The organism is Pseudomonas sp. UBA7500, assembly GCF_002478435.1.
Taxonomy (GTDB): domain Bacteria; phylum Pseudomonadota; class Gammaproteobacteria; order Pseudomonadales; family Pseudomonadaceae; genus Aquipseudomonas; species Aquipseudomonas palmensis.
In genome coordinates this window covers 266,896-286,910 of record NZ_DLNW01000002.1, presented here as the reverse complement: position 1 = coordinate 286,910, position 20,015 = coordinate 266,896, and the positions used below count along the sequence as shown (strand labels likewise).

Sequence of the window (20,015 nt, the reverse complement as noted above, 5' to 3'; positions counted from 1 at the left end):
CATCTGCAGGTAGGGGTTTTGTTTTTGTGGGCTGAAAAAGCTGCGATCACGCAGCTATTTCTCCGTAAGGACGCGTCCTACAACAGGTATGCAATCCTTCAGCGCATAGCTATCATGCGTGCCTCATTGTGAGTCGAGATTGGCATGCTGAAGTTGTTGAAACTCCTCAAGGATGGTCGATTCCATTCCGGCGAGGCCTTGGGTGCTGCCCTGGGCATCAGCCGCAGCGCCGTGTGGAAGCAATTGCAGCATCTCGAGGCTGAATTGAGTCTGCCGGTGTACAAGGTGCGAGGGCGGGGCTACAGATTGGCTGCGCCCTTGTCGCTGTTGGACGTCAGCGCCATCGAGAGTGCCGGTACAGGCCGGCTCTGGCCAATGCACATCCATGAAGAGATTGACTCGACAAATGCCGAAGCGTTGCGCGCGATCAGTGCCGGTCGCCAGGCACCCTTTCTGGTTCTGGCTGAGCATCAGAGCGCAGGGCGCGGTCGCCGTGGCAGAAACTGGTCAAGCCCCTTTGCGCAGAATCTCTATTACAGCCTAGTGCTGCGTATCGACGGTGGCATGCGGCAACTGGAAGGCCTGAGCCTTGTGGTGGGTTTGGCGGTCATGCGTACCCTTCAGTCCGTCGGAGTGAATGCTGCGGGCTTGAAGTGGCCAAATGATGTGCTGGCCAACGGTCGCAAGATCGCAGGTATTCTTCTTGAGCTTGTGGGGGATCCCGCTGATGTCTGTCATGTGGTGCTGGGTATTGGCGTGAACGTGAATATGCAGACCAACAGCGAGGTCGATCAGGCATGGACATCCGTCCGGCTCGAGACAGGGCAGCAGGTTGATCGCAACCAGCTGGTTGCGCTGCTCAATGAGAATCTGCAGGTTTACCTGGAGCGACATCGTCAGTCGGGTTTTACCGACTTGCAGGCGGAGTGGGAGCAAGGGCACCTGTGGCAGGGGTGTGCAGTATCGTTGATAGCCGGCGTCACCAGGGTCGACGGCGTTGTGCTCGGTATCGATCGTCAGGGCGCGCTGCGTCTTCAGGTCGAAGGTGTTGAGAAGAGCTTTAGTGGTGGTGAGCTCAGTTTGAGGTTACGCGATGATTCTTGAGCTCGATTGCGGTAACAGTTTTATCAAGTGGCGGGTTATCCGCACCGACGCATCGGTTGTTGGCGGCGGCATCGTCGATACCAACCAGGCGCTGATCGAGGCTGTTGAGGCGCTTGCGGGCGATACCCCGGCCCGTTGCCGCCTGGTCAGTGTGCGTACAGAAGAAGAGACCGATCATCTTGGTGATGCCCTGGTGAAGGCGTTCGGGCTGTCGATAGTGCGCGCGCGCTCGGCAACTGCATTGGCCGGGGTTACCAATGGCTATGACGATTACGAGCGTCTTGGGCTCGATCGGTGGCTGGCTTTGCTCGGCGGGTACCATCTGGCCAGAAGGGCATGCGTGGTCATCGATCTGGGGACTGCTGTCACATCGGATTTCGTATCGGCGCAGGGGGAACACCTGGGAGGTTTCATCTGCCCTGGGATGCCATTGATGCGCAATCAATTGCGTACCCATACCCGGCGTATCCGCTATGACGACGAGTCCGCCGAGCGTGCATTGTCGAGTCTGCAGCCTGGGCGCTCTACCGTCGAGGCGGTAGAGCGCGGCTGTACGCTCATGCTGCATGGATTTGTGTTGACTCAGCTCGAGCAGGCGCGCTCATTGTGGGGTGAGGATTTTACCCTGTTCATTACCGGTGGCGACGCAGGCCTGTTGCACCAGGTGGTACCGCAAGCCCGAATCGTTCCCGACCTGGTGTTCGTAGGCCTGGCGATGGCCTGTCCGCTGGAGTGAGGTGTGTATGCGCTGGTTGTTTCTGTTATTGCTGGTCCTCAATGTCGTCTACTACGTCTGGCACCAGCAGGAGGCACCGTTGAGGGCGAAAGAGGTGACATCGCTGTCGCTCTACAAGGGAAGTCAGCAGGGTATTCGTCTGCTCAGCGAGTCTCGCGAGGCGCCATCGCAGAAGGACGATGAGTGTCTCTACCTTGGGGCATTGGCTAGCCCCGAGCTACTGGATAGCCTTCGTCAGCGTCTGATCAGCCTGGATATCCGGGCGCGCAAGGTAGTGGGGAGGCTGCCCGACAGTCAGGGGTGGTGGCTGCAGATAGCGCCTGAAAGCCGTCGCTTGCTGGACGCAACGGTGCTCGCCGGACTTTCCCATGATTTCAAAGACTTAAAAGATAAAATAATGTTGTGCGAAGGCGTTGCAACTATCGAATAGTTTGCATAGAATGGCGCCCGCTCCACAGCGATGACCACTAGGTGGTAACGCAGTGAAGCAGTTGTCAAAGTAGCTAACCTCAAGATTTTAATGAGAAAAAGCTTGACAGCAGGACGGCAAGAGTAGAAAATGCCGGCCACATTGGAGGGGTTCCCGAGCGGCCAAAGGGATCAGACTGTAAATCTGACGTCTACGACTTCGAAGGTTCGAATCCTTCTCCCTCCACCAGTTTAGCGAGAGCTGCAAGCTCCGCGGGTATAGTTTAGTGGTAGAACCTCAGCCTTCCAAGCTGATGATGCGGGTTCGATTCCCGCTACCCGCTCCAGGTTTGCTGTTGTTGCACAGTGTTACGCTCTTGTAGCTCAGTTGGTAGAGCACACCCTTGGTAAGGGTGAGGTCAGCGGTTCAAATCCGCTCAAGAGCTCCATATGACAAGGCAGATATGAAAATATCTGCCTTTGTTTTAATGGTCGGTTTGATCTGCTTATTACTTCTACCGGGGGACAGTCTCGATGGCTAAGGAAAAGTTCGAACGTAACAAGCCGCACGTGAACGTCGGCACCATTGGTCACGTTGACCATGGTAAGACGACGTTGACCGCCGCGCTGACTCGCGTTTGCTCCGAGGTTTTCGGTTCTGCCAAGGTTGACTTCGACAAGATCGACAGTGCCCCGGAAGAAAAAGCACGTGGCATCACCATCAATACTGCGCACGTCGAATATGACTCGAACATTCGTCACTATGCGCACGTTGACTGCCCGGGTCACGCCGACTATGTAAAAAACATGATTACCGGTGCTGCTCAGATGGATGGCGCTATCCTGGTTTGCTCGGCCGCTGATGGTCCGATGCCGCAAACCCGTGAGCACATCCTGCTGTCCCGTCAGGTTGGCGTTCCGTACATCGTGGTCTTCCTGAACAAGGCTGACCTGGTAGACGATGCTGAGCTGCTGGAGCTGGTCGAGATGGAAGTTCGCGACCTGCTGTCCACCTATGATTTCCCAGGCGACGATACCCCGATCATCATTGGTTCGGCTCGCATGGCGCTGGAAGGCAAAGACGATAACGAAATGGGCACCACCGCTGTCAAGCGTCTGGTCGAAACTCTGGATAGCTACATTCCAGAGCCTGAGCGCGCTATCGACAAGCCGTTCCTGATGCCAATCGAAGACGTATTCTCGATCTCGGGTCGTGGTACCGTTGTTACCGGTCGTATCGAGCGTGGCATCGTCCGCGTTCAAGACGCCCTGGAAATCGTTGGTCTGCGTGACACCACCACCACCACCTGCACCGGTGTTGAGATGTTCCGCAAGCTGCTGGACGAAGGTCGTGCTGGCGAGAACTGCGGCGTGCTGCTGCGCGGCACCAAGCGTGACGACGTTGAGCGTGGCCAGGTTCTGGTCAAGCCAGGTTCGGTCAAGCCGCACACCAAGTTCACCGCAGAAGTCTATGTTCTGAGCAAGGAAGAAGGCGGCCGTCACACTCCGTTCTTCAAAGGCTACCGTCCACAGTTCTACTTCCGTACTACTGACGTGACTGGTAACTGCGAGCTGCCAGAAGGCGTTGAAATGGTAATGCCAGGTGACAACATCCAGATGACTGTCACTCTGATCAAGACCATCGCGATGGAAGACGGTCTGCGCTTCGCTATCCGTGAGGGCGGTCGTACCGTCGGTGCGGGTGTAGTAGCAAAGGTTATTGAATAAGTAGTTGATTTCTCTCGATCAGGCCGGCATAATGGTCGGCCTGATAAGCTTTTAGGTCAGTAGCTCAATTGGCAGAGCGACGGTCTCCAAAACCGTAGGTTGGGGGTTCGATTCCCTCCTGACCTGCCAGATTCACCTTGTGTGTCTGGCTTTCTTTTCACAGGATCCTCCTAGATGACTCCCAAGTCTGAAGCCCAAGACTCTCGTTTTGATCTGCTCAAGTGGCTGGCTGTTGTCGCTTTGGTGGTGGTAGGCGTGGTCGGAAATCAATATTACTCCGCTTCGCCGATTCTGTATCGCGTTATTGCACTCCTCGCTCTTGCTGCTGTTGCTGGCTTTGTTGCCTTGCAGACTGCAAAGGGCAGGTCGTTCTTTGCGCTGGCAAAGGAAGCTCGCACCGAGATTCGTAAAGTCGTATGGCCAACCCGCCAAGAGACCATGCAGACTACCCTTATTGTGGTGGCTGTTGTCCTGGTCATGGCGCTGCTGTTGTGGGGGCTCGATTCCCTGCTCGGCTGGTTGATTTCCTTGATTGTTGGCTAAGGGTGTCCTGTGGCTAAGCGTTGGTATGTTGTGCATGCTTACTCGGGTTACGAGAAGCATGTGATGCGCTCGCTCATCGAGCGCGTAAAGCTGGCTGGCATGGAAGATGGCTTCGGCGAGATTCTGGTCCCCACTGAAGAAGTGGTTGAAATGCGCAATGGCCAGAAGCGCAAAAGCGAGCGTAAGTTCTTCCCGGGCTACGTGCTGGTTCAGATGGACATGAACGAAGGGACTTGGCACTTGGTCAAGGACACCCCTCGTGTCATGGGCTTCATTGGTGGTACCGCAGACAAGCCTGCACCCATCACCGATAAAGAAGCCGAGGCCATTCTGCGTCGCGTTGCCGATGGCAGCGACAAGCCGAAGCCGAAAACGCTGTTCGAACCAGGTGAAGTGGTTCGTGTTGTAGACGGTCCGTTTGCTGATTTCAACGGCACGGTCGAAGAGGTTAACTACGAGAAGAGCCGGCTCCAGGTAGCGGTGCTCATCTTCGGTCGCTCTACTCCGGTGGAGCTTGAGTTCAGCCAGGTCGAAAAGGTCTAGCAGAACGACGCATCCCATACCCCGCAGCCCTATGTGCTGCGGGGTTTTGTCGTCACTGGGATAAAACGCAAGTAATCCGGGGAGCCATCTGGCGCTTGTACCCGATATTGGAGTAGCTCATGGCTAAGAAGATTCAGGCTTACATCAAGCTGCAAGTAAAGGCCGGCCAGGCCAACCCAAGTCCACCCGTCGGCCCAGCACTGGGTCAACACGGTGTGAACATCATGGAATTCTGCAAGGCCTTCAACGCCCGTACCCAGGGTCAAGAAGCCGGCCTGCCGACTCCTGTGATCATCACTGTATACAGTGACCGTAGCTTCACTTTCGAAACCAAAAGCACCCCTGCTTCGGTTCTGCTGAAGAAAGCAGCTGGCCTGACCAGCGGTTCTGCGCGTCCGAACACCGTCAAAGTCGGTACTGTGACCCGTGCTCAGCTGGAAGAGATCGCAAAAACCAAAAATGCTGATCTGACCGCTGCTGACATGGAAGCGGCCGTGCGTACCATCGCCGGTTCCGCTCGCAGCATGGGCCTCAACGTGGAGGGTGTGTAATGGCTAAGCTGACCAAGCGCCAAAAGGCTATCGCTTCGAAAATCGAAGCGGGCAAAGTCTACAACTTCGAAGAAGCAGCAGTGCTGCTGGCCGAACTGTCTACCGTGAAGTTCAGCGAGTCCTTCGACGTAGCCGTTAACCTGGGCGTTGACCCACGTAAATCCGACCAGGTCGTTCGTAGCGCTACCGTGCTGCCACACGGCACTGGCAAGACCGTACGTGTTGCCGTGTTCACCCAGGGTCCAGCTGCCGAGGCCGCTCTGGCTGCCGGCGCTGACCGTGTAGGCATGGACGATCTGGCTGCCGAAATGAAAGGCGGCGACCTGAACTATGACGTCGTTATTGCCTCCCCGGACGCAATGCGTGTTGTAGGTCAGCTGGGTCAGGTTCTGGGTCCTCGCGGCCTGATGCCTAACCCTAAAGTTGGCACCGTAACTCCAGACGTAGCCACCGCGGTCAAAAACGCCAAGGCTGGTCAGGTTCGCTACCGTACCGACAAAAACGGCATCATCCACACTTCCGTTGGCAAGATCGGCTTTGAAGCCGTCAAGCTGAAGGAAAACGTTGAAGCCCTGATCGCTGATCTGAAGCGTATCAAGCCAGCTTCCTCGAAAGGTATCTACGTCAAGCGCGTTACCCTGAGCACCACCATGGGCCCAGGTCTGGTAATCGATCAAGGTTCCCTGAACGCGTAAGACCGCGATGGGCGCGAGCAATTGCGCCCGTCAGCAAAAATTGGGGTCCCTGCCTGGCGGGGGCTATCCAAGACCGTAGGCGGCGCAAGCCTTAAACCTCAAGCCTACGCAGATGGTGCCCCTGATTCCTTACCGAGTCAGACACCAAAACGACATTCGGCTTCGGCTGGATGAAACGGTAACAAGCAGGAGTTTTACCCGTGGCAATTAAACTCGAAGACAAGAAGGCCATCGTCGCTGAAGTCAACGAGGCTGCCAAAGTCGCTCTGTCCGCTGTCGTGGCTGATGCCCGTGGTGTGACTGTAGGCGCAATGACCGGACTCCGTAAAGAGGCTCGTGAAGCTGGCGTTTACGTACGTGTTGTACGTAACACCCTGCTCAAGCGCGCTGTTGCCGACACTGAATTCAGTGTCCTCAACGACGTGTTCACCGGCCCTACCCTGATCGCGTTCTCCAACGAACACCCGGGCGCTGCAGCTCGTCTGTTCGCTGAGTTCGCCAAGGGTCAGAGCAAGTTCGAGATCAAGGCAGCTGCGTTCGACGGCAAGTTCCTTGCCGCAAACCAGATCGACGTGTTGGCTTCCCTGCCGACCCGCGACGAGGCCATTGCGAAGCTGATGAGCGTGATCCAAGGCGCGACCAGCAAGCTGGCTCGTACTCTGGCAGCCGTTCGCGACCAGAAAGAAGCTGCTGCTGCCTAAGGCACCGCAAGCCCTTTCGAAATCATACGTTTAATTTGATGGCTGCGTAGGCTGTCACCCCAATACAGGATTTAAGTCATGTCTCTGACTAACGAGCAAATCATCGAAGCAATCGGCCAGAAAACCGTTCTGGAAGTTGTTGAGCTGATCAAAGCAATGGAAGAAACCTTCGGCGTTACCGCTGCTGTTGCCGCTGCTGGCCCAGCTGCTGCCGCTGCCGTTGTTGAAGAACAAACCGAGTTCAACGTTGTTCTGGTTGCCGCTGGCGACAAGAAAGTAAACGTGATCAAGGCTGTTCGTGAACTGACCGGCCTGGGCCTGAAAGAAGCCAAGGAAAAGGTTGATACCGCTCCTCAAGTCGTTGCTGAAGGCGTTTCGAAAGAAGCCGCTGACAAAGCCAAGGCTGACCTGGAAGCAGCAGGCGCTACCGTCGAACTGAAGTAATTTCGACTGTGCGTCTCCAGCCCGAGCGACAAGCGAAAGGCTGATGGCTGGTGGCTTTTGCCACCGGCCTTTTTCCGTTATTGGCAGCCGATCAGGTCGGCGCCGATGACGAGCGGTAACCACCGATGACGGTGGCGCAAACCATGGGGTTTGCACGATTTTCTGGCTGCTCCCGTCGGGAGAAGCCAAACAAGCAGGTGACCAAGCTGGGGAACGCTGATGGCTTACTCATACACTGAGAAAAAACGTATCCGCAAGGACTTTAGCAAGTTGCCGGACGTCATGGATGTGCCTTACCTCCTGGCCATCCAGCTGGATTCGTATCGTGAATTCTTGCAGGCGGGAGCGACTAAAGATCAGTTCCGCGACGTGGGCCTGCATGCGGCCTTCAAATCGGTTTTCCCGATCATCAGCTACTCCGGCAATGCTGCCCTGGAGTACGTTGGCTATCGTCTGGGCGAACCGGCCTTTGATGTCAAAGAATGCGTACTGCGCGGGGTAACCTACGCGGTACCGCTGCGCGTGAAAGTCCGCCTGATCATTTTCGACAAAGAATCGTCGAACAAAGCGATCAAGGACATCAAAGAGCAAGAAGTCTACATGGGTGAAATCCCCCTGATGACTGAAAACGGTACCTTCGTAATCAACGGTACCGAGCGTGTTATCGTTTCCCAGCTGCACCGCTCGCCAGGCGTGTTCTTCGACCACGACCGTGGCAAGACGCACAGCTCGGGCAAGCTGCTGTACTCGGCGCGGATCATTCCTTACCGCGGCTCGTGGCTGGACTTCGAATTCGATCCGAAAGACTGTGTATTCGTCCGTATCGACCGTCGTCGCAAGCTGCCGGCTTCCGTACTGCTGCGCGCGCTGGGCTACACCACCGAAGAAGTGCTGAACGCGTTCTACACCACCAACGTATTCCACGTGGCGGGCGAAAAGCTCAGCCTGGAACTGGTGCCACAACGCCTGCGTGGTGAAATCGCGGTCATGGACATCCATGACGACAGCGGCAAGGTGATTGTCGAGCAGGGTCGTCGTATTACCGCTCGCCACATCAACCAGCTGGAAAAGGCTGGTGTCAAATCCCTGGACGTGCCGCTGGAATACGTTCTGGGCCGCACCACCGCCAAGGCGATCGTGCACCCGGCTACCGGTGAAATCCTGGCCGAATGCAACACCGAGCTGACCACCGAAGCACTGGTGAAGATCGCCAAGGCTCAGGTCGTTCGCATCGAGACCCTGTACACCAACGACATCGACTGCGGTCCGTTCATCTCGGATACCCTGAAGATCGACTCCACCAGCAACCAACTGGAAGCGCTGGTCGAGATCTATCGCATGATGCGTCCTGGCGAGCCGCCAACCAAGGATGCCGCAGAGACCCTGTTCAACAACCTGTTCTTCAGCGCCGAGCGTTACGACCTGTCGGCTGTTGGTCGCATGAAGTTCAACCGTCGTATCGGTCGTACCGAGATCGAAGGTTCGGGCGTGCTGAGCAAGGAAGATATCGTCGAGGTCCTCAAGACCCTGGTCGACATCCGTAACGGCAAAGGCATCGTCGACGACATCGACCACCTGGGTAACCGTCGCGTGCGCTGTGTCGGCGAAATGGCCGAGAACCAGTTCCGCGTTGGCCTGGTGCGTGTAGAGCGCGCGGTCAAAGAGCGTCTGTCCATGGCTGAAAGCGAAGGCCTGATGCCGCAAGACCTGATCAACGCCAAGCCGGTAGCGGCGGCGGTGAAGGAGTTCTTCGGTTCGAGCCAGCTGTCCCAGTTCATGGACCAGAACAACCCGCTGTCCGAGATCACCCACAAGCGTCGTGTCTCGGCACTCGGCCCTGGTGGTCTGACCCGTGAGCGCGCAGGCTTCGAAGTCCGTGACGTACACCCGACCCACTACGGCCGCGTGTGCCCGATCGAGACCCCTGAAGGTCCGAACATCGGTCTGATCAACTCCCTGGCGGCCTATGCCCGCACCAACCAGTACGGCTTCCTTGAGAGCCCGTACCGCGTGGTGAAAGAGGGTGTGGTTACCGACGACATCGTGTTCCTGTCGGCGATCGAAGAAGCTGATCACGTCATCGCACAGGCTTCGGCCACGATGGACGCGAAGAAGCAACTGATCGACGAACTGGTAGCGGTCCGTCACCTGAACGAATTCACCGTCAAGGCGCCGGAAGACGTCACCCTGATGGACGTTTCGCCAAAGCAGGTAGTTTCTGTTGCCGCATCGTTGATTCCGTTCCTCGAGCACGACGACGCCAACCGTGCGTTGATGGGTTCGAACATGCAGCGTCAGGCTGTACCGACTCTGCGCGCCGACAAACCGCTGGTAGGTACCGGCATGGAGCGCAACGTTGCGCGTGACTCCGGCGTTTGCGTCGTGGCTCGTCGTGGCGGTGTGATCGATTCCGTCGACGCCAGCCGTATCGTGGTGCGTGTTGCAGATGACGAAGTTGAAACCGGCGAAGCTGGTGTCGATATCTACAACCTGACCAAGTACACCCGCTCGAACCAGAACACCTGCATCAACCAGCGTCCGCTGGTGAGCAAGGGTGATGTGGTTCAGCGTAGCGACATCATGGCCGACGGCCCGTCCACCGACATGGGTGAGCTGGCTCTGGGTCAGAACATGCGCATCGCGTTCATGGCGTGGAACGGCTTCAACTTCGAAGACTCCATCTGCCTGTCCGAGCGTGTGGTTCAGGAAGATCGCTTCACCACGATCCACATCCAGGAACTGACCTGTGTGGCCCGTGACACCAAGCTTGGCCCAGAGGAAATCACCGCGGACATCCCGAACGTGGGTGAGGCTGCGCTGAACAAGCTGGACGAAGCCGGTATCGTCTACGTGGGTGCTGAAGTCGGCGCTGGCGACATTCTGGTCGGCAAGGTCACGCCAAAAGGCGAGACCCAGCTGACGCCAGAAGAAAAACTGCTGCGTGCGATCTTCGGCGAGAAGGCCAGCGACGTCAAAGACACCTCCCTGCGTGTGCCGACCGGCACCAAGGGTACTGTCATCGACGTACAGGTCTTCACTCGCGATGGCGTCGAGCGCGACAGCCGTGCGCTGTCCATCGAGAAGATGCAGTTGGACGAGATCCGCAAGGACCTGAACGAAGAGTTCCGCATCGTTGAAGGCGCAACCTTCGAACGTCTGCGCAGCGCCCTGAACGGTCAGGTCGTCGAAGGTGGTGCCGGCCTGAAGAAAGGTTCGGTCATCTCCAACGAAGTGCTGGACGGTCTGGAGCACGGCCAGTGGTTCAAACTGCGCATGGCCGAAGACGCGCTGAACGAGCAACTCGAGAAGGCCCAGGCCTACATCGTTGATCGTCGCCGTCTGCTGGACGACAAGTTCGAAGACAAGAAGCGCAAGCTGCAGCAGGGCGATGACCTGGCACCGGGCGTACTGAAGATCGTCAAGGTCTACCTGGCAATCCGTCGTCGCATCCAGCCGGGCGACAAGATGGCCGGTCGTCACGGTAACAAGGGTGTGGTCTCCGTGATCATGCCGGTCGAAGACATGCCGCACGACGCCAACGGTACGCCGGTGGACGTGGTACTCAACCCGTTGGGTGTACCTTCGCGTATGAACGTCGGTCAGATCCTCGAAACCCACCTGGGCCTGGCGGCCAAGGGCCTGGGCGAGAAGATCAACCGCATGCTCGAAGAGCAGCGCAAGGTCATCGAGCTGCGCAAGTTCCTCACCGAGATCTACAACGAGATCGGTGGTCGTCAGGAAAGCCTGGAAGACTTCTCCGACCAGGAAATCCTCGACCTGGCGAAGAACCTCAAAGGCGGTGTGCCAATGGCCACTCCAGTCTTCGACGGTGCCAAGGAAAGCGAAATCAAGGCCATGCTGAAACTGGCAGACATGCCGGAAAGCGGTCAGATGCAGCTGTTCGACGGTCGTACCGGCAACAAGTTCGAGCGTCCAGTGACCGTTGGTTACATGTACATGCTCAAGCTGAACCACTTGGTGGACGACAAGATGCACGCGCGTTCCACTGGTTCTTACAGCCTGGTTACCCAGCAGCCGCTGGGTGGTAAGGCGCAGTTCGGTGGTCAGCGTTTCGGGGAGATGGAAGTGTGGGCGCTGGAAGCATACGGCGCGGCATACACCCTGCAAGAAATGCTCACAGTGAAGTCGGACGATGTGAACGGTCGGACCAAGATGTACAAGAACATCGTGGACGGCGATCACCGTATGGAGCCGGGCATGCCCGAGTCCTTCAACGTGTTGATCAAAGAGATTCGTTCGCTCGGTATCGATATCGATCTGGAAACCGAATAACACGTGACGCGAATCGGGAGCGCGGCTGAAAAGCCCGCTCCCTGCTCCGCCAGGAGGAAAGGCCTTGAAAGACCTACTGAATTTGCTGAAAAACCAGGGTCAAGTCGAAGAGTTCGACGCCATCCGTATCGGATTGGCCTCGCCTGAGATGATCCGTTCGTGGTCGTTCGGTGAAGTAAAAAAGCCGGAAACCATCAACTACCGTACGTTCAAGCCTGAGCGTGACGGCCTGTTCTGCGCCAAGATCTTTGGCCCAGTCAAGGACTACGAGTGCCTGTGCGGCAAGTACAAGCGCCTGAAGCACCGTGGCGTGATCTGCGAGAAGTGCGGTGTTGAAGTCGCGCTGGCAAAAGTTCGTCGTGAGCGCATGGCGCACATCGAGCTGGCCTCGCCTGTTGCCCACATCTGGTTCCTGAAGTCGCTGCCGTCGCGTATCGGCCTGCTGATGGACATGACCCTGCGTGATATCGAGCGCGTTCTCTATTTCGAGAGCTATGTCGTTATCGACCCGGGCATGACCACCCTGGAAAAAGGTCAGCTGCTGAACGACGAGCAGTACTTCGAAGCGCTGGAAGAGTTCGGCGATGACTTCGACGCCCGCATGGGTGCCGAGGCCGTCCGCGAACTGCTGCACGCTATCGACCTGGAACACGAGATTGGCCGCCTGCGCGAAGAGATTCCGCAGACCAACTCGGAAACCAAGATCAAGAAGCTGTCCAAGCGACTGAAGCTGATGGAGGCCTTCCAGGGCTCGGGCAACCTGCCTGAGTGGATGGTCCTGACCGTTCTGCCGGTTCTGCCGCCAGACCTGCGTCCACTGGTTCCGCTGGATGGCGGTCGTTTCGCGACCTCCGACCTGAACGACCTTTACCGTCGGGTGATCAACCGTAACAACCGTCTGAAGCGCCTGCTCGACCTGTCTGCGCCTGACATCATCGTGCGCAACGAAAAGCGCATGCTGCAGGAAGCGGTCGACGCACTGCTCGACAACGGCCGTCGCGGCCGCGCCATCACCGGCTCGAACAAGCGTCCTCTGAAATCCCTGGCCGACATGATCAAGGGTAAGCAAGGTCGTTTCCGTCAGAACCTGCTCGGTAAGCGCGTTGACTACTCGGGTCGTTCGGTAATTACCGTAGGTCCGACCCTGCGTCTGCACCAGTGCGGTCTGCCGAAGAAAATGGCCCTCGAGCTGTTCAAGCCGTTCATTTTCGGCAAGCTGGAAATGCGTGGTCTGGCGACCACCATCAAGGCTGCCAAGAAGATGGTCGAGCGCGAGTTGCCAGAGGTGTGGGACGTTCTTGCCGAAGTGATTCGCGAACACCCCGTACTGCTCAACCGTGCACCGACCCTTCACCGTCTGGGTATCCAGGCGTTCGAGCCGGTACTGATCGAAGGCAAGGCCATCCAGCTGCACCCGCTGGTCTGTGCCGCGTACAACGCCGACTTCGACGGTGACCAGATGGCCGTGCACGTGCCGCTGACGCTGGAAGCCCAGCTCGAAGCGCGCGCGCTGATGATGTCGACCAACAACATCCTGTCGCCAGCCAACGGTGAGCCGATCATCGTTCCTTCGCAGGACGTTGTACTGGGTCTGTACTACATGACCCGCGAAGCCATCAATGCCAAGGGCGAAGGTCGCGTATTCGCCGACCTGCAGGAAGTCGACCGCGTATTCCGCGCCGGCGAAGCGGCCCTGCACGCCAAGATCAAGGTTCGTATCAACGAAACCGTGAACGATCGTGATGGCGGCAGCGTCAAGAACACCCGCATCGTCGACACCACTGTCGGCCGTGCACTGCTGTTCCAGGTTGTACCGCCAGGTCTGTCGTACGACGTGGTCAACCAGCCGATGAAGAAAAAGGCGATCTCCAAGCTGATCAACCAGTGCTACCGCGTGGTTGGTCTGAAAGAGACCGTCATCTTCGCTGACCAGCTGATGTACACCGGTTTTGCCTACTCGACCATCTCCGGCGTTTCCATCGGTGTTAACGACTTCGTTATCCCGGATGAAAAAGCCCGCATCATCGGTGCTGCCACCGACGAAGTGAAAGAGATCGAGAGCCAGTACGCCTCCGGCCTGGTAACCCAGGGCGAGAAGTACAACAAGGTCATCGACCTGTGGTCCAAGGCGAACGACGAAGTGTCCAAGGCGATGATGGCCAACCTCTCGAAAGAGAAGGTCATCGACCGCGAAGGCAACGAAGTCGAGCAGGAGTCCTTCAACTCGATGTACATGATGGCTGACTCCGGTGCCCGGGGTTCGGCAGCTCAGATTCGTCAGTTGGCCGGTATGCGTGGTCTGATGGCCAAGCCGGACGGCTCGATCATCGAGACGCCGATCACCGCGAACTTCCGCGAAGGTCTGAGCGTACTGCAGTACTTCATCTCGACTCACGGTGCGCGTAAGGGTCTTGCGGATACCGCGTTGAAAACCGCGAACTCCGGCTACCTGACCCGTCGTCTGGTAGACGTGGCGCAGGATCTGGTGGTTACCGAGATCGACTGTGGCACCGAGCAGGGTCTGGTCATGACCCCGCACATCGAAGGCGGCGACGTTGTAGAGCCGCTGGGTGAGCGCGTACTGGGTCGTGTAATCGCCCGTGACGTGTTCAAGCCTGGCACCGACGACGTCATCGTTCCGGCCGGTACCCTGGTCGACGAGAAGTGGGTCGAGTTCATCGAGCTGAACAGCATCGACGAAGTGATCGTGCGTTCGCCGATCAGCTGCGAAACCCGCTACGGTATCTGCGCCAAGTGCTACGGTCGCGACCTGGCTCGCGGTCACCAGGTGAACATCGGTGAAGCTGTCGGCGTTATCGCTGCACAGTCGATCGGTGAGCCGGGTACCCAGCTGACCATGCGTACGTTCCACATCGGTGGTGCTGCAAGCCGTACCTCGGCTGCCGACAGCGTCCAGGTGAAGAACGGCGGTATGGTTCGTCTGCACAACCTCAAGCAGGTTGAGCGTGCCGACGGCAACCTGGTTGCCGTATCGCGTTCCGGCGAGTTGGCGATTGCCGACGAGTTCGGTCGTGAGCGCGAGCGTTACAAGCTGCCTTACGGCGCCGTGATTTCGGTGAAGGAAGGCGACAAGGTCGACGCTGGCGCCATCGTCGCCAAGTGGGACCCGCACACCCACCCGATCGTTACCGAAATGAAAGGTACCGTGACCTTCGTGGGCATGGAAGAAGGCATCACGATCAAGCGTCAGACCGACGAATTGACCGGCCTGACCAACATCGAGGTTCTGGACGTCAAAGACCGTCCGGCTGCAGGCAAGGAAATCCGTCCTGCAATCAAGATGGTCGACGCCAGCGGCAAGGATCTGCTGTTGCCAGGTACCGACGTACCGGCTCAGTACTTCCTGCCAGCCAACGCCCTGGTCGGTGTGGCTGACGGTGCACAGATCGGTGTTGGTGACGTTATCGCGCGTATCCCGCAAGAAACGTCCAAGACCCGTGACATCACCGGTGGTCTGCCGCGCGTTGCCGACCTGTTCGAAGCGCGCCGTCCGAAAGAAGCCTCGATTCTGGCTGAAGTCAGCGGTACCATCGCCTTCGGTAAAGAGACCAAGGGCAAGCGCCGTCTGGTCATCACCCCGAACGATGGCAGCGATCCGTACGAAGAGCTGATTCCGAAGTGGCGTCACCTGAACGTCTTCGAAGGCGAACAAGTGAACCGCGGCGAAGTCATCTCGGACGGTCCTAGCGATCCGCACGACATCCTGCGTCTGCTGGGTGTTAGCGCGCTGGCCAAGTACATCGTCAACGAGATCCAGGACGTTTACCGTCTGCAAGGCGTGAAGATCAACGACAAGCACATCGAGACCATCCTGCGTCAGATGCTGCGTAAGGTCGAGATTGCCGAGTCGGGTGACTCCAGCTTCATCAAGGGCGACCAGATGGAACTGACCCAGGTACTGGTAGAGAACGAGCGCCTTGGCGCGGAAGACAAGTTTGTCTCCAAGTTCACTCGTGTACTGCTGGGTATCACCAAGGCCTCGCTGTCCACCGAATCGTTCATCTCGGCGGCTTCCTTCCAGGAAACCACCCGCGTACTGACCGAAGCGGCGGTAACCGGCAAGCGCGACTACCTGCGCGGCCTGAAAGAAAACGTGGTCGTGGGTCGTCTGATCCCGGCCGGTACCGGTCTGGCCTACCACAGCGAGCGCAAGCGTCGCCGTGATGCCGACAAGCCGTTGCGTGTTAGCGCCAGTGAAGTGGAAGCTGCACTGACCGAAGCGCTGAACTCCAGCGGCAACTAAAGCGTAGGGCCCTGGCGGCCCTCACCCGATCTTCGCGACATAATCTGTTGCGAAGGGGAGGGTGGGGGATGTCGGGGCCTTGCCTTGACGAGGGGCAAGATCCTCTTTAGACTCTTGTACCCCTAAATTTGGTGGGACTTCGTCCTGCCATTTTGCTTTTCTTGCAAGACAATAGCGTCGCAAGACAACAGTGGAGCTAGTAGATGGCAACTATCAACCAGCTGGTACGTCAGCCGCGTAAGCGTATCGTCGAGAAATCCGACGTTCCTGCGCTGCAGAACTGCCCGCAACGTCGTGGCGTGTGCACCCGTGTGTACACCACCACGCCGAAAAAACCTAACTCGGCACTGCGTAAAGTATGCCGTGTGCGTCTGACCAACGGTTTCGAGGTTTCCTCGTACATCGGTGGTGAAGGCCACAACCTGCAAGAGCACAGCGTGGTACTGATCCGCGGCGGTCGTGTAAAAGACTTGCCAGGTGTTCGTTACCACACCGTTCGCGGCTCCCTGGATACCTCCGGCGTCAAAGGTCGTAACCAAGGTCGTTCGAAGTACGGTACCAAGCGTCCGAAGTAATCGGCCGTTTGCAGCAATTTGCAGTTATCAATTTTATTGAGTCGATAAGAGTAAGGTCGGGCACGCAACCTCTGGGTTCCCTGTCCCGAGCTAACCTGAAGACCGTTTGAGGGCTTATCAATGCCAAGACGTCGTGTAGCAGCCAAGCGTGAGATTCTGGACGATCCAAAATACGGATCGCAGATTCTCGCCAAGTTCATGAACCACGTGATGGAAAGCGGCAAGAAGGCCGTTGCCGAGCGTATCGTTTACGGTGCGCTGGACAAGGTCAAAGAACGCAAGAACAGCGATCCCCTGGAAATCTTCGAGAAAGCTCTCGACGCCATCGCTCCGCTGGTCGAAGTGAAGTCGCGCCGTGTTGGCGGTGCTACTTACCAGGTTCCGGTCGAAGTTCGTCCGTCCCGTCGTAACGCCCTGGCAATGCGCTGGTTGGTAGACTACGCGCGCAAGCGCGGCGAGAAGTCTATGGCCCTGCGCCTGGCCGGCGAATTGCTGGATGCTGCTGAAGGCAAAGGTGCTGCAGTCAAGAAGCGTGAAGACGTACACCGTATGGCCGAAGCCAACAAAGCGTTCTCGCACTACCGCTTCTAATTCAGGCATCACTATTTTTGCGAGGGCTCTATGGCTCGTACTACACCAATCAACCGCTACCGTAACATTGGTATTTGCGCGCACGTTGACGCGGGCAAGACCACTACTACCGAGCGGATCCTGTTCTACACAGGCCTGAGCCACAAACTGGGCGAGGTGCATGATGGCGCCGCGACCACCGACTGGATGGTGCAGGAGCAGGAGCGGGGTATCACCATTACCTCCGCTGCTGTCACTACCTTCTGGAAAGGCTCCAAGGGTCAGTATGACAACTACCGCGTAAACGTCATCGATACCCCCGGCCACGTTGACTTCACCATTGAAGTTGAGCGTTCGCTGCGTGTACTCGACGGCGCTGTCGTTGTGTTCTGCGGTACCTCCGGCGTTGAGCCACAGTCCGAAACCGTATGGCGTCAAGCCAACAAGTACGGCGTTCCACGTGTTGTATACGTGAACAAGATGGACCGTGCCGGTGCCAACTTCCTGCGCGTCGTAGGTCAGATCAAGAACCGTCTGGGTCACACCCCGGTTCCTGTTCAGCTGGCCATCGGTTCGGAAGAGAACTTCCAGGGTCAGGTCGATCTGATCAAGATGAAGGCTATCTACTGGAACGAAGACGACAAAGGCACCACCTATCGCGAGGAAGAAATTCCTGCTGATATGCTGGAGCTGGCTCAAGAGTGGCGCTCCAACATGGTTGAAGCGGCTGCCGAGTCCAGCGAAGAGCTGATGAACAAGTACCTGGAAGGCGAAGAGCTGACCGTCGAAGAAATCAAGGCCGGTCTGCGCGCGCGTACCCTGGCCAGCGAGATCGTTCCGGCTGTCTGTGGTTCGTCGTTCAAGAACAAGGGCGTTCCCCTGGTTCTCGACGCCGTTATCGACTTCCTGCCTGCTCCTACCGAGATTCCTGCGATCAAGGGTATCCACCCTGACCTGATCGAGAAGCCAAAGGAAGAGCTGGTCGACGCCGACTACGACGAGCGTCATGCCGACGACAACGAGCCGTTCTCGGCTCTGGCGTTCAAGATTGCCACCGACCCGTTCGTTGGTACTCTGACTTTTGTCCGTGTTTACTCGGGTATGCTGCAGTCCGGCGACTCCGTGATCAACTCGGTCAAGGGCAAGAAAGAGCGCGTTGGTCGTATGGTGCAGATGCACGCCAACCAGCGTGAAGAAATCAAGGAAGTACTGGCCGGCGACATCGCTGCTCTGATCGGCATGAAGGACGTCACCACTGGTGACACCCTGTGCAACGCCGACAAGCCGATCATCCTCGAGCGTATGGACTTCCCTGAGCCTGTGATTTCGGTAGCTGTCGAGCCGAAAACCAAGCAGGACCAGGAAAAGATGGGTATCGCACTGGGCAAGCTGGCTCAGGAAGACCCGTCGTTCCGCGTCAAGACCGACGAAGAAACCGGCCAGACCATCATCTCGGGTATGGGCGAGCTTCACCTGGACATCCTCGTTGACCGCATGAAGCGCGAATTCAACGTCGAAGCCAACATCGGTAAGCCGCAGGTTTCCTATCGCGAGCAGATCACCAAAGACAACGTCGAAATCGAAGGCAAGTTCGTTCGTCAGTCCGGTGGTCGCGGTCAGTTCGGTCACTGCTGGATCCGCTTCTCGCAGCCAGACGTGGACGCACACGGCAACATCACCGAAGGCCTGGTTTTCACCAACGAGGTTGTGGGTGGTGTGGTTCCGAAGGAATACATCCCGGCGATCCAGAAGGGTATCGAAGAGCAGATGAAGAACGGCATCGTTGCCGGCTATCCGCTGATCGGCCTGAAGGCAACCGTGTTTGATGGTTCCTACCACGACGTCGACTCTAACGAGATGGCGTTCAAGGTGGCGGCCTCCATGGCGACCAAGCAACTCGCAGCCAAAGGCGGCGGTAAGGTGCTTGAGCCGATCATGAAGGTAGAAGTTGTGACCCCTGAGGACTACATGGGTGACGTGATGGGTGACCTGAACCGTCGTCGTGGTCTGATCCAGGGTATGGAAGATTCGGTGTCCGGCAAGGTTGTCCGTGCTGAAGTTCCGCTCGGAGAGATGTTCGGTTATGCGACCGACGTTCGTTCCATGTCCCAGGGTCGCGCGAGCTACTCCATGGAATTCTCCAAATACGCTGAGGCTCCGTCGAACATCGTCGAAGCGCTCGTTAAAAAACAAGGCTGATTCAGTCCTTTAGGCTAGGAGTTAATTGTCGTGGCTAAAGAAAAATTTGATCGTTCCCTTCCGCACGTCAACGTTGGCACCATCGGTCACGTTGACCACGGTAAAACCACTCTGACCGCAGCTCTGACTCGCGTCTGCTCCGAAGTTTTCGGTTCCGCAGTCGTTGAATTCGACAAGATCGACAGCGCTCCAGAAGAGAAAGCTCGCGGTATCACCATCAACACCGCTCACGTTGAGTACAACTCGACCATTCGTCACTACGCTCACGTCGACTGCCCAGGTCACGCTGACTACGTGAAGAACATGATCACCGGTGCTGCCCAGATGGACGGCGCGATCCTGGTTTGCTCGGCTGCCGATGGTCCGATGCCACAAACCCGTGAGCACATCCTGCTGTCCCGTCAGGTTGGCGTTCCGTACATCGTGGTCTTCCTGAACAAGGCTGACCTGGTAGACGACGCTGAGCTGCTGGAACTGGTCGAGATGGAAGTTCGCGACCTGCTGTCCACCTACGACTTCCCAGGCGACGATACCCCGATCATCATCGGTTCGGCTCGTATGGCGCTGGAAGGCAAAGACGACAACGAAATGGGCACCACCGCTGTCAAGAAGCTGGTTGAGACTCTGGATACCTACATCCCAGAGCCTGAGCGCGCTATCG

The 20,015-nt window shown here is 57.4% G+C and carries 16 protein-coding genes and 4 tRNA genes; all 20 read left to right on the top strand.

The features are described from left to right. Positions 1 to 144 precede the first annotated feature (144 nt). Positions 145 to 1,104 carry a bifunctional biotin--[acetyl-CoA-carboxylase] ligase/biotin operon repressor BirA gene (gene birA / locus B4I46_RS02890; RefSeq protein ID WP_043861944.1) on the top strand — a complete coding sequence of 320 codons (960 nt, stop codon included), beginning with the start codon at positions 145 to 147 and terminating at the stop codon, positions 1,102 to 1,104. Continuing rightward, positions 1,094 to 1,840: a pantothenate kinase gene (locus B4I46_RS02885; protein ID WP_043861943.1), complete on the top strand. Its 747-nt coding sequence runs from the start codon at positions 1,094 to 1,096 to the stop codon at positions 1,838 to 1,840. The genes birA and B4I46_RS02885 overlap by 11 nt, the downstream gene beginning before the upstream one ends. 7 nt (positions 1,841 to 1,847) lie before the next feature. Next, positions 1,848 to 2,270 carry a hypothetical protein gene (locus B4I46_RS02880; RefSeq protein WP_116052330.1) on the top strand — a complete coding sequence of 141 codons (423 nt, stop codon included), beginning with the start codon at positions 1,848 to 1,850 and terminating at the stop codon, positions 2,268 to 2,270. A gap of 143 nt (positions 2,271 to 2,413) precedes the next feature. Then, positions 2,414 to 2,498: transfer RNA gene (locus B4I46_RS02875), tRNA-Tyr, on the top strand. Between the two features lie 23 nt (positions 2,499 to 2,521). Then, positions 2,522 to 2,595, top strand: a tRNA-Gly gene (locus B4I46_RS02870). Positions 2,596 to 2,621: 26 nt separating this feature from the next. Beyond that, a tRNA-Thr gene (locus B4I46_RS02865) sits at positions 2,622 to 2,697 on the top strand. Positions 2,698 to 2,782: 85 nt separating this feature from the next. Further along, positions 2,783 to 3,976: an elongation factor Tu gene (gene tuf, locus B4I46_RS02860; protein WP_100634181.1), complete on the top strand. Its 1,194-nt coding sequence runs from the start codon at positions 2,783 to 2,785 to the stop codon at positions 3,974 to 3,976. 53 nt (positions 3,977 to 4,029) lie between these two features. Then, a tRNA-Trp gene (locus tag B4I46_RS02855) sits at positions 4,030 to 4,105 on the top strand. A gap of 45 nt (positions 4,106 to 4,150) precedes the next feature. Beyond that, entirely contained in the window at positions 4,151 to 4,519 is a 369-nt protein-coding gene (gene secE / locus B4I46_RS02850) for a preprotein translocase subunit SecE (RefSeq protein WP_043861940.1), read from the top strand. A gap of 9 nt (positions 4,520 to 4,528) precedes the next feature. Next, the gene (nusG, locus tag B4I46_RS02845) at positions 4,529 to 5,062 is read left to right on the top strand and encodes a transcription termination/antitermination protein NusG (protein ID WP_043861939.1); all 534 of its coding nucleotides are present in this window, start codon (positions 4,529 to 4,531) and stop codon (positions 5,060 to 5,062) included. Between the two features lie 119 nt (positions 5,063 to 5,181). Next, positions 5,182 to 5,613, top strand: coding sequence for a 50S ribosomal protein L11 (gene rplK / locus B4I46_RS02840; RefSeq protein WP_028944937.1), 432 nt, complete (start codon positions 5,182 to 5,184; stop codon positions 5,611 to 5,613). Next, on the top strand, positions 5,613 to 6,308 hold the full coding sequence (gene rplA / locus B4I46_RS02835) for a 50S ribosomal protein L1 (RefSeq protein ID WP_043861938.1): 696 nt from the start codon (positions 5,613 to 5,615) through the stop codon (positions 6,306 to 6,308). Before rplK ends, rplA begins: the two co-directional genes overlap by 1 nt. A 200-nt stretch (positions 6,309 to 6,508) precedes the next feature. Beyond that, a complete protein-coding gene (rplJ, locus tag B4I46_RS02830; protein WP_043861937.1) occupies positions 6,509 to 7,009 on the top strand; it encodes a 50S ribosomal protein L10 in 501 nt (166 codons plus the stop codon). Positions 7,010 to 7,087: 78 nt separating this feature from the next. Next, entirely contained in the window at positions 7,088 to 7,453 is a 366-nt protein-coding gene (gene rplL / locus B4I46_RS02825; protein ID WP_043861936.1) for a 50S ribosomal protein L7/L12, read from the top strand. A gap of 219 nt (positions 7,454 to 7,672) precedes the next feature. Beyond that, positions 7,673 to 11,746: a DNA-directed RNA polymerase subunit beta gene (rpoB, locus tag B4I46_RS02820; protein ID WP_043861935.1), complete on the top strand. Its 4,074-nt coding sequence runs from the start codon at positions 7,673 to 7,675 to the stop codon at positions 11,744 to 11,746. 64 nt (positions 11,747 to 11,810) lie between these two features. Beyond that, the gene (rpoC, locus tag B4I46_RS02815) at positions 11,811 to 16,010 is read left to right on the top strand and encodes a DNA-directed RNA polymerase subunit beta' (protein WP_054916698.1); all 4,200 of its coding nucleotides are present in this window, start codon (positions 11,811 to 11,813) and stop codon (positions 16,008 to 16,010) included. A 203-nt stretch (positions 16,011 to 16,213) separates the two neighbouring features. Next, a complete protein-coding gene (rpsL, locus tag B4I46_RS02810) occupies positions 16,214 to 16,585 on the top strand; it encodes a 30S ribosomal protein S12 (protein WP_003186084.1) in 372 nt (123 codons plus the stop codon). A 120-nt stretch (positions 16,586 to 16,705) separates the two neighbouring features. Next, a complete protein-coding gene (gene rpsG / locus B4I46_RS02805; RefSeq protein ID WP_008089143.1) occupies positions 16,706 to 17,176 on the top strand; it encodes a 30S ribosomal protein S7 in 471 nt (156 codons plus the stop codon). A gap of 30 nt (positions 17,177 to 17,206) precedes the next feature. Then, the gene (fusA, locus tag B4I46_RS02800; RefSeq protein ID WP_043861933.1) at positions 17,207 to 19,354 is read left to right on the top strand and encodes an elongation factor G; all 2,148 of its coding nucleotides are present in this window, start codon (positions 17,207 to 17,209) and stop codon (positions 19,352 to 19,354) included. A gap of 30 nt (positions 19,355 to 19,384) precedes the next feature. Continuing rightward, the coding region (locus tag B4I46_RS02795; protein ID WP_286898547.1) for a GTP-binding protein at positions 19,385 to 20,015 on the top strand (631 nt) is incomplete at its 3' end.

Excerpts from the sequence above, each read along its gene's own strand:
- rplK (WP_028944937.1), top strand. The coding sequence starts at position 5,182 with ATGGCTAAGAAGATTCAGGCTTACATCAAGCTGCAAGTAAAGGCCGGC.
- fusA (WP_043861933.1), top strand. The coding sequence starts at position 17,207 with ATGGCTCGTACTACACCAATCAACCGCTACCGTAACATTGGTATTTGC.
- tuf (WP_100634181.1), top strand. The coding sequence starts at position 2,783 with ATGGCTAAGGAAAAGTTCGAACGTAACAAGCCGCACGTGAACGTCGGC.
- rpsL (WP_003186084.1), top strand. The coding sequence starts at position 16,214 with ATGGCAACTATCAACCAGCTGGTACGTCAGCCGCGTAAGCGTATCGTC.
- rplA (WP_043861938.1), top strand. The coding sequence starts at position 5,613 with ATGGCTAAGCTGACCAAGCGCCAAAAGGCTATCGCTTCGAAAATCGAA.
- rpoB (WP_043861935.1), top strand. The coding sequence starts at position 7,673 with ATGGCTTACTCATACACTGAGAAAAAACGTATCCGCAAGGACTTTAGC.
- B4I46_RS02885 (WP_043861943.1), top strand. The coding sequence starts at position 1,094 with ATGATTCTTGAGCTCGATTGCGGTAACAGTTTTATCAAGTGGCGGGTT.
- birA (WP_043861944.1), top strand. The coding sequence starts at position 145 with ATGCTGAAGTTGTTGAAACTCCTCAAGGATGGTCGATTCCATTCCGGC.
- rplL (WP_043861936.1), top strand. The coding sequence starts at position 7,088 with ATGTCTCTGACTAACGAGCAAATCATCGAAGCAATCGGCCAGAAAACC.
- secE (WP_043861940.1), top strand. The coding sequence starts at position 4,151 with ATGACTCCCAAGTCTGAAGCCCAAGACTCTCGTTTTGATCTGCTCAAG.
- B4I46_RS02880 (WP_116052330.1), top strand. The coding sequence starts at position 1,848 with ATGCGCTGGTTGTTTCTGTTATTGCTGGTCCTCAATGTCGTCTACTAC.
- rpsG (WP_008089143.1), top strand. The coding sequence starts at position 16,706 with ATGCCAAGACGTCGTGTAGCAGCCAAGCGTGAGATTCTGGACGATCCA.